Annotated in this window: 13 protein-coding genes; 6 read left to right on the top strand and 7 right to left on the bottom strand. The window is 59.0% G+C overall.

What is annotated here, in order from left to right:
• Position 1 precedes the first annotated feature (1 nt).
• From ACHEXK_RS02805 to ACHEXK_RS02790, 4 genes are all read right to left on the bottom strand, one after another.
• Positions 2 to 931 carry a branched-chain amino acid ABC transporter permease gene (locus tag ACHEXK_RS02805; protein ID WP_322992569.1) on the bottom strand — a complete coding sequence of 310 codons (930 nt, stop codon included), beginning with the start codon at positions 929 to 931 and terminating at the stop codon, positions 2 to 4.
• Positions 932 to 1,108: 177 nt separating this feature from the next.
• A complete protein-coding gene (locus ACHEXK_RS02800) occupies positions 1,109 to 2,413 on the bottom strand; it encodes a replication-associated recombination protein A (protein WP_416547847.1) in 1,305 nt (434 codons plus the stop codon).
• A gap of 16 nt (positions 2,414 to 2,429) precedes the next feature.
• On the bottom strand, positions 2,430 to 3,116 hold the full coding sequence (gene lolA / locus ACHEXK_RS02795) for an outer membrane lipoprotein chaperone LolA (RefSeq protein WP_416547846.1): 687 nt from the start codon (positions 3,114 to 3,116) through the stop codon (positions 2,430 to 2,432).
• A gap of 5 nt (positions 3,117 to 3,121) precedes the next feature.
• Positions 3,122 to 5,524 carry a DNA translocase FtsK gene (locus ACHEXK_RS02790; RefSeq protein ID WP_416547844.1) on the bottom strand — a complete coding sequence of 801 codons (2,403 nt, stop codon included), beginning with the start codon at positions 5,522 to 5,524 and terminating at the stop codon, positions 3,122 to 3,124.
• Positions 5,525 to 5,686: 162 nt separating this feature from the next.
• On the opposite strand from ACHEXK_RS02790, the gene trxB reads away from it, so the two are divergent.
• From trxB to rpmG, 3 genes are all read left to right on the top strand, one after another.
• Positions 5,687 to 6,646, top strand: coding sequence for a thioredoxin-disulfide reductase (trxB, locus tag ACHEXK_RS02785; RefSeq protein ID WP_416547843.1), 960 nt, complete (start codon positions 5,687 to 5,689; stop codon positions 6,644 to 6,646).
• 381 nt (positions 6,647 to 7,027) lie between these two features.
• Positions 7,028 to 7,261: a 50S ribosomal protein L28 gene (rpmB, locus tag ACHEXK_RS02780; RefSeq protein ID WP_026039317.1), complete on the top strand. Its 234-nt coding sequence runs from the start codon at positions 7,028 to 7,030 to the stop codon at positions 7,259 to 7,261.
• 26 nt (positions 7,262 to 7,287) lie between these two features.
• A complete protein-coding gene (gene rpmG, locus ACHEXK_RS02775) occupies positions 7,288 to 7,458 on the top strand; it encodes a 50S ribosomal protein L33 (protein WP_293752348.1) in 171 nt (56 codons plus the stop codon).
• Positions 7,459 to 7,633: 175 nt separating this feature from the next.
• Here rpmG and ACHEXK_RS02770 read toward each other — a convergent pair whose 3' ends face one another.
• Entirely contained in the window at positions 7,634 to 8,845 is a 1,212-nt protein-coding gene (locus tag ACHEXK_RS02770; RefSeq protein ID WP_416547841.1) for an acyl-CoA desaturase, read from the bottom strand.
• A gap of 112 nt (positions 8,846 to 8,957) precedes the next feature.
• Positions 8,958 to 10,256 (bottom strand): RsmB/NOP family class I SAM-dependent RNA methyltransferase, encoded by a 1,299-nt coding sequence (locus ACHEXK_RS02765; protein ID WP_416547839.1) that lies wholly within the window; start codon positions 10,254 to 10,256, stop codon positions 8,958 to 8,960.
• Positions 10,257 to 10,311: 55 nt separating this feature from the next.
• Between ACHEXK_RS02765 and ACHEXK_RS02760 the strand changes: the two genes are divergently transcribed.
• Positions 10,312 to 10,548 carry a DUF1653 domain-containing protein gene (locus ACHEXK_RS02760; RefSeq protein WP_416547837.1) on the top strand — a complete coding sequence of 79 codons (237 nt, stop codon included), beginning with the start codon at positions 10,312 to 10,314 and terminating at the stop codon, positions 10,546 to 10,548.
• Here the strand turns inward: ACHEXK_RS02760 and purN are convergent.
• Positions 10,518 to 11,120 carry a phosphoribosylglycinamide formyltransferase gene (gene purN, locus ACHEXK_RS02755; RefSeq protein WP_416547835.1) on the bottom strand — a complete coding sequence of 201 codons (603 nt, stop codon included), beginning with the start codon at positions 11,118 to 11,120 and terminating at the stop codon, positions 10,518 to 10,520. The genes ACHEXK_RS02760 and purN overlap by 31 nt on opposite strands.
• A 118-nt stretch (positions 11,121 to 11,238) precedes the next feature.
• On the opposite strand from purN, the gene ACHEXK_RS02750 reads away from it, so the two are divergent.
• Positions 11,239 to 12,420: an acyl-CoA dehydrogenase family protein gene (locus ACHEXK_RS02750; protein ID WP_416547833.1), complete on the top strand. Its 1,182-nt coding sequence runs from the start codon at positions 11,239 to 11,241 to the stop codon at positions 12,418 to 12,420.
• Positions 12,421 to 12,430: 10 nt separating this feature from the next.
• Positions 12,431 to 13,546: an acyl-CoA dehydrogenase family protein gene (locus ACHEXK_RS02745; protein ID WP_416547831.1), complete on the top strand. Its 1,116-nt coding sequence runs from the start codon at positions 12,431 to 12,433 to the stop codon at positions 13,544 to 13,546.
• The last annotated feature ends 90 nt before the right edge of the window (positions 13,547 to 13,636 follow it).

Here is a 13,636-nt window from a genome sequence, read left to right as displayed (position 1 = left end):
ATCAAGCGCGATCGGCCACACGTTCACCCATGAGGCCCGAGGGGCGCAGAGTCAACACAATGATCAAAACAATGAACGCAAAAATATCGGTGTAATGGCTCCCCAAGACCCCCCCGGTGAGGTGACCGATGTAGCCCGAACCAATGGCTTCGATCAGGCCCAGCAAAATGCCGCCGATCACCGCCCCGGACAAATTGCCAATGCCACCAAACACCGCCGCGGTGAACGCTTTGAGACCCGGCAGAAAGCCCATGGCATGTTGCGCCGTGCCATAGTTGGAGGCGTACATCACGCCCGCAATGGCCGCCAAAATCGCGCCAATCACAAACGTGGCCGAAATCACCATGTCGGGCTTGACGCCCATCAAGGCCGCCACACGCGGATTCTCAGAAGTGGCCCTCATGGCGCGACCCAAGCGGGTGTAGTTCACCAGCCACATCAAAACCGCCAGGGACACGGCGGTCACACCCAAAATCATGATTTGCGTCGGCGTGATGACCACACCACCCATGTTGATCGGCGTGCTGGACAGCAAAGTCGGGTAAGCCTTGTAGTTGGGTTTCCAAATGATCATGGCCAGTGTTTGCAGCAAGATGCTCATGCCAATGGCCGTGATCAAGGGGGCCAATTTGGGGCTGTTGCGCAGTGGTCGGTACGCGATCTTTTCGATTGAAAAGTTCAAGACCACAGCCACCACGCAGGCAATCAATGTGGCCAATATCAGGATCACCCAACCCGGTGCGCCTGGCATGGCGCCCTGCATCATGCCGATGGCCGACCAACTGGTCAGAGCGCCCACCATCAGCACTTCTCCGTGCGCAAAGTTGATCAGGTTGATGATGCCGTAGACCATGGTGTAGCCCAAGGCCACCAGGGCGTACATGCTGCCCATGACCAGGCCGTTGATGACCTGCTGGAGGAAGACGTCCATAAATTTCTCCGTGATTTGATCCGCGCTTAACGGATCTTCCCTTCGGTTGTTGTTCTCAGTCAGGCCCTCCTTGTGGGAGAACCTGACCACTATCAAAAACCCCGCCAAACAGTTGCTTCGCTGGGCGGGGTGGCGGGATTGTAGTGAATGAACTTATCCCTAACGCATTCAAATTGGTCAGGAATTACCCTGTGCCGCATTTTTCTTTCGCAATTCTTGCAATTTATCGTCAATTTTGATTTCCAAACCTCGTCGAACTGGTTTGTAAAAACCGGGCTCGGGCATGCCATCGGGCAAATAGCGCTCACCTGCGGCAAAGCCATCCTCTTCGTCGTGGGCATATCGGTAGCCTTTGCCGTAGTCCAATTGCTTCATGAGTTGGGTGGGGGCATTGCGCAAATGCATAGGCACGGGGCGTGTACCGTCTTTTTTAACCCACGATTGGGCGGCTTTGAAGGCCTTGTAAGCGGCATTCGATTTGGGCGCAATGGCCAGATAAATCACACACTGTGCCAACGTCAACTCACCCTCGGGGCTGCCCAAACGTTCATAAACATCTGCCGCGTCCAATGCCATGCGCAGGGCACGCGGGTCGGCCAGGCCAATGTCTTCGCTGGCCATGCGGATGAGGCGACGCGCCAAATAACGTGGCTCCGCACCACCGTCGAGCATGCGAACGAACCAGTACAGCGCCGCGTCGGGGTCAGAGCCACGCACCGATTTGTGCAAGGCACTGATGGTGTCGTAGAACTGCTCCCCGCCTTTGTCATAGCGGCGCATGCGCTCGCCCAACACCCGCATCAGCCAGGTGTCGGTCACGGGGTCAATGGCCTCTTGCTTGGCCGCCATGGCCAAGGTTTCCAGCGTATTGAGCAAGCGCCGCGCATCGCCATCGGCGTAGGCGAGCAAGCGGCTCAGGGCCTCAGGCTCAACCGCAGGCATGGCTTGGATGGCCTGCGCCCGCGCCACAATGAGACCCAAATCCACTTCGGTCAAAGGTTGCAGCACATACACCGCGGCCCTCGAAAGCAAGGCCGAATTGACCTCGAAGGACGGGTTTTCGGTGGTCGCACCGATGAAGGTGAACAAACCACTTTCCACATGCGGTAAAAACGCATCTTGCTGGCTTTTGTTGAAGCGGTGCACCTCGTCCACAAACATGATGGTGCGCTGCGGATGCAAACCCGTTCGGGCGGCTTCGGCTTTTTCCACCGCTTCGCGGATGTCTTTGATGCCCCCCAAAACGGCGCTGATGCTCAAAAATTGGGCATCAAAGGCATCGGCCATCAAACGGGCGATGGTGGTTTTACCCACGCCGGGCGGACCCCAAAGAATACAGCTGTGGGGCTGACCCGACTCGAAAGCCAAGCGCAAGGCCATGCCTTCGCCCAGCAAATGTTGTTGCCCAATCACCTCCCCCAAATGACGCGGACGCAACCGCTCGGCCAAGGGGGCGTGGGGCGTGAGGTGAACAGCGGTCATCGCCAAACTGCGTGCGTCAAGGCCGGATGACATCGGCACCAGCAGGCGCCTTGAACAAAAAGGTGCTGGCAGGCAGCACAGGGTTGATTTCGAAAGCCGAAAAGGTCAGCAAAGAACGCTGACCCAAACTGTCTTGCACATCGAGCACCGCCAGCTCAGGCCCACTGGCCGCTGCACGCAAACCCACCATCACTGCGCGAATAGACCCATCAGGCGACTGGGGCGTGGCCCGGACCCACTGCAAGCCATCGCGATCGGGTTCGGGCGAGAACTGAAAGTCTTTTTTCAAGGCCTGCAAATCCGACGCAGACGTCAGCAAGGCGGCCGGGGTTGCCCCCAGCACCTGCGATTGAGGGCGGGCCGTGACTTGGTTCAGATCTGCATCGTGTAACCAAAGCGTCTGCCCATCCGCCACCAAAGTCTGCACATAAGGCTTGCGGTAATCAAAGCGAAACTTGCCGGGTCGCTGAAATTCAAAGCTGCCACTGGACGTTTTGGTGCGGACCACTTGCCCGGCCCGGCTGGGCGAAGTGACCACCTGGGTGAACTGGGCTTTGCCGCTGCGCGCTTGCTTCATGAACTGGGTCAACAACTCAAGGCCATCGGCCTGCGCACCTGCGCTTGCAGCCCAAACCAGCATGAGCCCGGACACCTTGGCCACAACAAGCAAGGCCATGCGGCGCGACAAGGACGGGTGTTTCATCGGTCTCACTCTGCCCGAGCGGGCACCAAAATTTCACGCTGCCCACTGCCACTCATGCTGCTGACCAAGCCGGCTTTTTCCATGTCCTCGACCAAGCGGGCCGCACGGTTGTAGCCAATTTTGAGGTGGCGTTGCACCAATGAGATGCTGGCCTTGCGGTTTTTCAACACCACTTCCACGGCCTGGTCGTACATCGGGTCTTTCTCGCCGTTGTCCCCCTCGCCCAGCATGCCGCCGTCGTCATCGGTCGTGCCACCTTCCAGCACACCCTCAATGTAATCGGGCTCGCCCTGGCTTTTCAGGTAACTCACCACGCGGTGAACCTCTTCATCGCTCACGAACGCACCGTGCACGCGGATCGGAAAGCCGGTGCCCGAAGGCATGTAAAGCATGTCACCCATCCCCAAAAGCGCCTCGGCACCCATCTGGTCAAGAATCGTGCGGCTGTCGATCTTGCTGGACACCTGAAACGCAATGCGCGTCGGGATGTTGGCCTTGATCAGACCCGTGATCACATCCACGCTGGGGCGCTGGGTGGCCAAAATCAAATGAATACCTGCCGCACGGGCCTTCTGGGCCAAACGCGCGATCAGTTCTTCGATTTTCTTGCCCACCACCATCATCAGGTCAGCCAATTCATCGATCACCACCACGATGTGCGGCAGACGCTTGAGTGGCTCGGGATCGTCCGGCGTGAGGCTGAAGGGGTTGTAGATGAACTCTTCGCGGGCGGTGGCTTCGTCGATCTTGACGTTGTAGCCGGCCAAATTGCGCACGCCCATCTTGCTCATGAGTTTGTAGCGCTTTTCCATCTCGGCCACGCACCAGTTCAGGCCGTGTGCGGCTTGGCGCATGTCGGTCACCACGGGGGCCAGCAAATGCGGAATGCCTTCGTAGACCGACATCTCCAGCATCTTCGGGTCGATCATCAACAGGCGCACATCGCGCGCTTCAGCCTTGTAGAGCAGCGACAAGATCATGGCGTTGATGCCCACCGATTTGCCCGAACCGGTGGTGCCGGCCACCAACACGTGGGGCATCTTGGCCAGGTCGGCCACCACCGGGTTGCCGATGATGTCCTTGCCCAAACCCATGGTCAACATCGATTTGGCTTCGTTGTAGACCTGCGAGCCCAAAATTTCGCTGAGCTTGATCGACTGTCGCTTGGCGTTGGGCAGCTCCAAAGCCATGAAGTTTTTGCCGGGGATGGTTTCGATCACCCGGATCGACACCAAGCTGAGGGATCGCGCCAAATCTTTGGCGAGGTTCACCACCTGCGATCCCTTCACACCGGTGGCGGGCTCAATTTCGTAACGCGTGATCACCGGACCAGGCGCTGCAGCCACCACACGCACCTCCACCCCAAAGTCCTTGAGTTTTTTCTCAATCAGGCGACTGGTCATCTCCAGTGTTTCTGGCGACACGGTTTCCTGGCGAATCGAGAGTCGGTCGAGCAGATCGACTTGCGGCAGTTTGCTGTCAGGCAGTTCGGTGAACAGCGGTTTTTGGCGCTCCTTGACCACCCGATCGCTGCGCGGCACATCCACAACAGCCGGTTCAATGACCCGAGCTGCGGCAGCTGGAGCGGCGACAGGCAGCGGCTCCAGATCCAGTTGTCCCTCGGGGACAGGGCCAACGGGGTCCACGTCCCACTGCGGCTCAATCGGTTGGGTGGGCATGGCCAACTCTCGCTCACGCAAGGCCTGCTGACCCATGGCCAAGTCTTCTTCGATTTCACGCTTGACATGGCGTGAACGGATCAGGCCATCGATGCGCGAACCGACCACTTCGGCCAAATGGCCCCAAGAAAAGCGAAAAACCAAAGCCACCCCAGCCACCAACATGACCAAACTGGCCAATGCCGCGCCGGTAAAACCCAACCAATGAACGGCCAGCGATCCAATCACATAACCCAAAGCACCGCCACTGTGTCCAGGCAAGTTGGCTTCCAAACGGTACAAGCGCGCCCACTCAATGCTGGTGCTGGCGGCCAGAAGCAACAGCAATCCCAACCAAAACGACCATGGACCGCCGCGGCTTGACACGGCAGCATCGGTGGTGTCATCGCTTCTGGTGCCCCGCATCCAGCGCGCCAGACCGACCAACCAAGCACGCGCACCTGCGGCCAGGCACCACCAAGCCGAGTAACCCAAGCCGAAATATGCCAAATCAGCCAACAGGGCACCGGCGCGGCCAATCCAGTTGTGCACCACTTGCCGGTTGCCCGATGTGGACCAAGCCGGGTCGGCGGACTGGTAACTGAGCAAGGCCAGAAGGCACAGCACAAGCGCTGCACCGCCCATCAACAGGACGATTTCTTGGGCAAAACGGGCCCAAAACGTGGGAGGGGGCGCCTCTTCCTCGGCCCGAGCCGTGGGATGGGTCAATGTGTGCAGTGAATAGGTCATAAATTAAGGCTCAAGCTTACCCGATCAAACCCCTCTCTGGGCTGTTGCAAGGCGCATGTAACCTTCTGGGCTCGCCGTCATTGTGTGTTTCTTACAATCAGCGCCATCGGTGCTTACAACCGACCACCGCTTTTCAACCCTTGCCCACCCTGATTGCTCACCATGTCCGTCTCTTCTCAACATGCCCAAGTCCTGATTCTCGGCTCCGGCCCTGCTGGGTACACCGCAGCGGTTTACGCCGCCCGCGCTAACCTGAAACCACTTTTGATCACCGGCATGGCGCAAGGCGGGCAGCTCATGACCACCACCGAAGTGGACAACTGGCCCGCAGATGTTCACGGCGTCCAAGGCCCGGATCTGATGCAACGCTTTCAAGAACATGCCGAACGCTTCAACACCCAAATCGTGTTTGACCACATCCACACCGTCCAACTTGAGCAACGCCCCTTCACCCTGATCGGTGACAGCGGCACCTACACCTGCGACAGCTTGATCATCGCCACGGGCGCTTCGGCCAAATACTTAGGCCTGCCATCTGAAACCGCCTTCATGGGCCGCGGCGTGAGCGGTTGCGCCACCTGTGACGGCTTCTTCTACCGCGACCAGTTGTGCTGCGTGGTCGGCGGCGGCAACACGGCCGTCGAAGAAGCCCTGTATTTGTCCAACATCGCCAGCAAGGTCTATTTGATTCACCGCCGCGACAAATTCAAGGCCGAGCCCATCTTGGTTGACAAGCTCATGGAAAAAGTCGCTGCGGGCAAGATCGAGCTCAAAACCTTCCAAACCTTGGAAGAAGTTTTGGGTGACGCCTCGGGCGTGACCGGCGTGCGCCTGAAGAGCACTCAAGACGGCAGCCTGCACGATGTCGAACTCAAAGGCTGCTTCATTGCGATTGGCCACGCCCCGAACACGGAAATTTTCCAGGGTCAGCTTGCGCTGGAAAACGGTTACATCGTGACCCAAAGCGGCCTCAAAGGCTTTGCCACCCAGACTTCGGTGCCTGGCGTGTTCGCTGCGGGTGACGTGCAAGACCACGTTTACCGCCAAGCCATCACCAGTGCTGGCACGGGTTGCATGGCTGCGCTTGATGCACAGCGTTTTCTGGAACAGCACAACGGTTGAAGACAAAGCGCCAGGGTCGACGTTCAAGTTCCTGGCGTCGCGACAACGAACCTCGGCAAAGGCGTTGCGGGCGCCTGCTGGGGTGATGTGGCCAAGTGAAGCGCCTCTGAACCCCGGCAGGCACCCGCAACGCCTCACCACCAGGGTTCAAACCATCTTGCATTTGCCACAAAAGACTGGCCCATGAGCCCCAACCCCAGCTTTCTGGCTATAATCCAAGGCTTTGCTGCTTCTGCCCGAACGCTTCGCTCGGGGCCCTGGAAACGGCGATCTGGGATACCGCCACCCATCTTGGCGAGGTGAGGCTGGAGCGCCAGGCCCCGTGCAAATCTGCACGAGACCCATCGGCACCAGCTGTTTTAAAAGTATCGGAGTGTCCACATGGCACGCGTTTGCGACGTAACGGGCAAAGGCCCAATGACCGGGAACAACGTTTCCCACGCCAACAACAAAACCAAGCGCCGGTTCTTGCCGAACCTGCAATACCGTCGTTTCTGGGTTGAAACAGAAAACCGTTGGGTGCGTCTGCGCGTCTCCAGCGCTGCTCTGCGCCTGATCGATAAAAACGGCATTGATGCCGTGCTCGCAGACCTGCGTGCACGCGGTCAAGCCTAAACCCAGAACATTAGGAGTCATCTACCATGGCAACCAAAGGCGGACGCGAAAAAATCAAGCTGGAATCCACAGCTGGCACTGGTCACTTCTACACGACCAGCAAAAACAAAAAAACCATGCCCGAGAAAATGTCGATCATGAAGTTCGACCCGAAAGCTCGCAAGCATGTGCAATACAAGGAAATCAAGCTGAAGTGATTCAGCCTTGCGCCTTCTGACAAAAACCCGCCTCTGGCGGGTTTTTTTATGGCCTGCCATTTGTCGTGTGTTGGACACGGAAGCCCACCTTGGGCGGCATGGAGCAAACGTCATGGCTCCCCACGCCAAAAAAAACAGGGCCCTTGGGCCCTGTTTGCTGAACCGCGAGAGAGGTTCAGGCCGTTTGGCGCACAGCACGCAACTTGACTGAAAAATCACGCAGGGCGGCGATACCGCTTTCTTCGGCTTTGCGGCACCAAATTTGCAAGTCAGCCGCCAATTGTTCGCGCGAATGGGAGGTGTTGAGCCAGATTTGGCTCAGCTCTTCACGCATTTGCACCATTTTGTCCAGGACTGGACTGGCCGCTCTGGCCAATTTGAGTTGCGCTTGCGCTGCGGCCGGCACTTTGGCGGCATCACGGTGCAGCCAGCGTTTGGCTGTCTGCACAGCATCGGCATCCAGTTTGAGTTTGCTCGCTTCTTCTTGCATCACGGCCCGCACATTGCGCGCGTAACCGGCCATCACTTCGTAACGGTTGGCAATGAGGGCTTCCAGAGTCTTCTCGTCGGCCACAGGGCGAATGTCACCATAAGCCAGACGAGGCGGTGTCTTTTTGACGGTGGCCATGCCCAGCGTTTCAAGCACACGGATGTACAGCCAACCGATGTCGAACTCGTAAGGCTTGACCGACAGCTTGGCCGATGTGGGGTAGGTGTGGTGGTTGTTGTGCAACTCTTCGCCGCCGATCAGGATGCCCCAAGGCGATATGTTGGTACTCGCGTCGTGCGCCTCAAAGTTGCGATAACCCCAATAGTGGGCGGCTCCGTTGATGATGCCGGCCGCCGTGATCGGAATCCAAGCCATCTGCACGGCCCAAACCGTCAAACCAATAAAGCCGAACAAAGCCACGTCGATGATCAGCATCAAAGCCACGCCTTGCCAAGAAAAGCGGGTGTACAAATTGCGTTCGATCCAGTCGTCTGGCGTGCCGTGGCCAAAGCGCTTCATGGTTTCCAGGTTTTTGGATTCCTTGCGGTACAACTCGGCCCCCGTGAACAGCACGGTTTTGATGCCGTACACATGCGGACTGTGTGGGTCTTCGGCTTGCTCGCACTTGGCGTGGTGCTTGCGGTGAATGGCCGCCCACTCTTTCGTCACTTGCCCAGTGGTCAACCACAGCCAAAAACGGAAAAAGTGCGAAGGAATGGCGTGCAGGTCCAAAGCGCGGTGCGCCTGGTGACGGTGCAAGAAAATGGTGACGCTGGCAATGGTGATGTGGGTCAAGCCCAAGGTGATCAACACCATCTGCCACCAAGAGAAATCGAACAGGCCATGGCCCATCCAATGAACCACTGCATCCAAAAAAGCCCAATCAGGCAGCAACATGTGTATGTCTTTCTACGAAGGCCTGATGACAGGCAATTTGTCAATTTTAGGTTTTTCAGCTGATAAATGACAGCTGTTTCCGGTGATTTGCGCAAGAAACAATGAAAAACAATTACTTTCTAACCCACACCGCCGCAAAAAAACCGTCCGTCGCATGGCGGTGCGGCCAAAGCCGGAGGTAAGCACCTGCCCCAGGGGCTTGGCCCTGAGGTTCACCCACCAGCGCGGGAGAACACAAGCTGGCCGCATTCGGTACTTTCAGCCGATCCAGCTCTTGGGCCACATTCAATGGCACAAAGTCCGGGTTGGCGGCACTGAAAGCTTGTGCAATCTGCTCGTTTTCCTCGGGCAACACGCTGCAAGTGGCATACACCAATCGGCCACCCGACTTGACCATGCGCGAGGCACTTTGCAGAATGGCTTGCTGTTTTTCGGTCAACTCTTGCACGGCCTGAGGCTTTTGCCGCCACTTCAAATCCGGATTGCGGCGCAAGGTGCCCAAGCCAGAACAAGGCGCGTCGACCAGAACACGGTCGATCTTGCCCGACAGCCGTTTCACGCGCTCATCGCGCTCGTGCGCAATGGCGGCCGGGTGCACATTGGACAAGCCACTGCGGGCCATGCGGGGCTTGAGCGCATCCAATCGGTGACCGGACACATCAAAAGCGTACAACCGGCCCGTGCTGCGCATGGCCGCGCCCAGCGCCAGCGTTTTGCCGCCTGCGCCCGCGCAAAAGTCCACCACCATCTCACCTCGGTGGGCATCCACCAGCAAAGCGAGCAACTGCGAGCCTTCGTCCTGCACCTCGATGGCGCCGCGGGTGAAGGCGGCGGTTTTTTGCAAAGCCGGTTTGCCTTGCAAGCGCAAGCCCCAAGGCGAATAGGGTGTGGGCTCGCAGGCGATGCCTGCTTGCGCCAACTCTTTTTGAATGTCGTTGCGTTTGGCCTGAAACAGGTTGACACGCAAATCCAGGGTACCCGCTTGTTGCAGGTTCTCGGCCAAGGCCCAGAAATCCTCGCCCAGTTGGGCTTGCAGGGCTTGTGCCATCCACTCAGGCAGGTTGTGGCGGTGCGGGGCCATCAGGGCGTCTGGCGGAATGGCATCGCAAGTGGCCAGCCATTTCTTCTCGGTGTCGTTCAGGGCTGAGGCCAAAAAATCGCGTGGGCCGAAAAAGCCCAAAATCGCCAGCTTGCGCTCTTTGGGGCCAGAGCCTGAACGGGCGAGCTGCTCAAACAACAGTTTCTTGCGCAGTACCGCAAAAGCGGTTTCAGCCAGGGTGGCGCGTTCGCGGGGCCCCAAGGCGCGGTGTTCACGGAAGTATCGCGAAACCACAGCGTCGGCAGGGTGTTCAAATTGGAGGACCAGCCTGACCAAATCGGCACAGGCGTCTAAAAGGGCTTTTGGATGCATAGGGCTGCATTGTCCCATCCCCAGCCCTTGCTCAGACACCCATCAAAGGAAAGACATGTCAGAACCACTGCCACCGATGATCGAAACGCCCACAGGCCTGTACCGCCATTACAAAGGCGGCCAATACCGCGTGCTGGGCACCGTTCGCCACAGCGAAGACCTGCAGCCCATGACCTTGTACCAAGCGCTGTATGGTGAACAAGGCCTGTGGGTGAGGCCTGCCGCCATGTTTGCCGATGTGGCCGAGTTCAATGGCAAGGTTCAACCGCGCTTTGAGCGCATCGGCGATTGAGCCAAAAACTCAGCCACCGCCTGAGGGTAAATCAAGTGCTCTTGCGTGAGCACACGCGCCGCCAAAGTGTCGGGGGTGTCGTCCCTGAGCACCGGCACCACAGCCTGCGCCAGAACAGCGCCATGGTCTAACTCGGCCGTGACTTGGTGCACCGTGGCGCCGGCGAAACGACAACCGGCCTCGATGGCCCGCTGATGGGTGTTCAAGCCCGGAAAAGCGGGCAACAAGGAGGGGTGGATGTTGATCAAGCGCCCCGCGTAGTGGGCGACGAACCCGGGGGTCAGGATGCGCATGAAGCCCGCCAGCACCACCAAAACTGGCGCATGCCGGTCGATTTCGGCCATCAGGGCCGCATCAAAATTTTCCCGGCTGGCAAAGGCCTTGTGGTCCAGCACGGCTGTGGCAATGCCGTATTCCTGGGCCAAGAGCAGGCCTTGGGCATCGGCCCGGTTGCTCAGCACGGTGGCCACCCGCGCGTTCAGACGCTCCGCCCAACGGCCCAGCTCCGCGGCACGCACGATGGCGGCCATGTTGGAGCCAGAACCTGAAATCAATATGACGATGTTTCTCATGAAGGCCCGAATTATCCCTGCAGGTCGCCTGCATTGGGGCATTTGTCGCACCAAGGACAAGTCCCAACAGCCAGCACGTGATAAAAAGCACGACCGTTTGATTTTGAGAGAACTTCCCATGGATTTGGCATTCACCCCCGACGAACTCGCGTTCCGCGACGAAATCCGCACCTGGGTCAAGGACAACTTGCCCGCTGACATCTCACAAAAAGTGCACGCCGCCATGCGCCTGACGCGCGAAGACATGCAGCGCTGGGCCAAAATTTTGGGCCAAAAAGGCTGGCTGGGATGGGGTTGGCCCACACAGTTTGGCGGCCCAGGCTGGACCGCTGTGCAAAAGCATTTGTTCGAAGAAGAATGCGCCCTCGCGGGTGCCCCCCGCGTCGTGCCCTTTGGTCCGGTGATGGTGGCTCCGGTGATCATGGCGTTTGGCAATGCCGAACAGCAACAACGCTTTTTGCCCGGCATCGCCAGCGGCGAAGTCTGGTGGAGCCAGGGATACAGCGAGCCGGGCTCCGGCTCGGACTTGGCGTCCCTCAAAACCCGTGCCGAGCGCGTGGGCGACAAATACATTGTCAATGGCCAAAAAACCTGGACCACCCTGGGCCAGTACGGCGAGTGGATCTTCTGCCTGGTGCGCACCAGCAACGAAGGCAAACCCCAAACCGGCATCTCTTTCCTCTTGATCGACATGAAGTCGCCCGGCATCACCGTGCGCCCCATCAAGCTGCTGGACGGCGAGTGCGAAGTCAACGAGGTTTGGTTTGACAACGTCGAAGTGCCCGCCGAAAACCTGATTGGCGAAGAAAACAAGGGCTGGAACTACGCCAAGCACCTGCTCGCCCACGAGCGCACCAACATCGCCGATGTGAACCGCGCCAAGCGTGAGCTCGAGCGCTTGAAGCGCATCGCCAAAGCCGAGGGCGTGTACGACGACATGCGTTTCCGCGACGAAATCGCCAAGCTCGAAGTCGACATCGTCGCCCTGGAAATGCTGGTGCTGCGCGTGTTGTCGGCTGAAAAGTCGGGCAAAAACTCCCTGGACATTGCGGGCCTCTTGAAGATCAAAGGCAGTGAAATCCAGCAACGCTACACCGAGCTGATGATGCAGGCCGCAGGCCCCTTCGCCCTGCCCTTCATCTTCGAAGCCATGGACGCCGGTTGGCAAGGCAATTTTCCCGGCGGCGTGGTGGCCAATGCGCCCCTGGCGGCCAACTACTTCAACATGCGCAAGACCACCATTTACGGCGGCAGCAACGAAGTGCAACGCAACATCGTTGCCCAGACAGTTCTGGGTTAAGGAGATACACATGGATTTCGATTTTTCTGACGACCAAGAACAACTGCGCGACGCGGTGCGCAAATGGGTGGACAAGGGCTATGACTTTGAGCGCCGCCGCGCCATCGTCGCTGCGGGCGGTTTTGACCGCGCCGCTTACGGCGAAATGGCCGAGCTGGGCCTGACGGGCCTGTATGTGAGCGAGGACAACGGTGGCATGGGCATGGGCCCCACCGAAGCCATGGTCACCCTGGAGGAACTCGGTCGCGGCATCGTGCTCGAACCCCTGAGCCAGACCCTGATCTGCAGCGCCACCCTGCAAACGCATGCCCCAGCTGCCTTGCAAGCGGACTGGCTACCCCGCATGGCAGCAGGCGAAGCGATCGTCGTGCTGGCGCAGCAAGAACGCGGTGCCCGTTATCAGCTGGACCGCTGCGCCACCCAAGCCAGCGAATCTGGCGGTGCATGGTCCGTGAGCGGCACCAAGAGCGTGGTGGCCGTGGGCGATCAGGCCGACGCTTTCGTGGTCCCCGCGACTGTGAACGGCCAAATCGCCCTGTTTTTGGTCGAGCGCAACGCCAGCGGTGTGAGCACCCAGGCCTATGGCACACAAGACGGCTCACGCGCCGCAGAAGTGGTGCTGAACAATGCCCCCGCCCAACTGATCACCCTGAACGGCCTGGCCGCTTTGGAAGAAGCGGTGGACATCGGCATCGCCTGCACCTGCGCAGAAGCCGTCGGCGTGATGGACAAAACCCTGGCCATCACCGTGGACTACATGAACACACGCAAACAGTTTGGCGTGGCCATTGCCAGTTTCCAAGCCCTGCGCCACCGCGTGGCCGACATGAAGATGCAGCTGGAGCTGGGCCGCTCAATGAGCTACTACGCCAGCTTGAAGTTGCATGCGCCCGCCGACGAACGCCGCCGGGCGCTGGCCCGTGCCAAGTACCAGCTGGGCGTGTCCATGCGCTACATCGGCCAACAAGCCGTGCAGTTGCACGGCGGCATCGCCGTGACCGACGAGTACATCGCGAGCCACTACTTCAAGAAATTGACGCAGTTGGACATGACCTTTGGCGACACCTTGCACCAGCTGGGTGAAGTGTCGGCCCGCATGCAAGAAACTGCAGGCGTGTTCGCCTGAAGCGAACCCGGAACCCGAGCAAGGCGGGAGGGCGGCGCAGGTTGGGCGATGTGGCCAAGCGAAGCGCCTCTGAGCCCGAAATGCGCCGCT

This window comes from Limnohabitans sp. DCL3, from assembly GCF_048019295.1.
GTDB lineage: Bacteria > Pseudomonadota > Gammaproteobacteria > Burkholderiales > Burkholderiaceae_C > Limnohabitans_A.
Note: the sequence above shows the minus strand (reverse complement) of the source record. Positions and strands in the feature narration are given on the sequence as shown.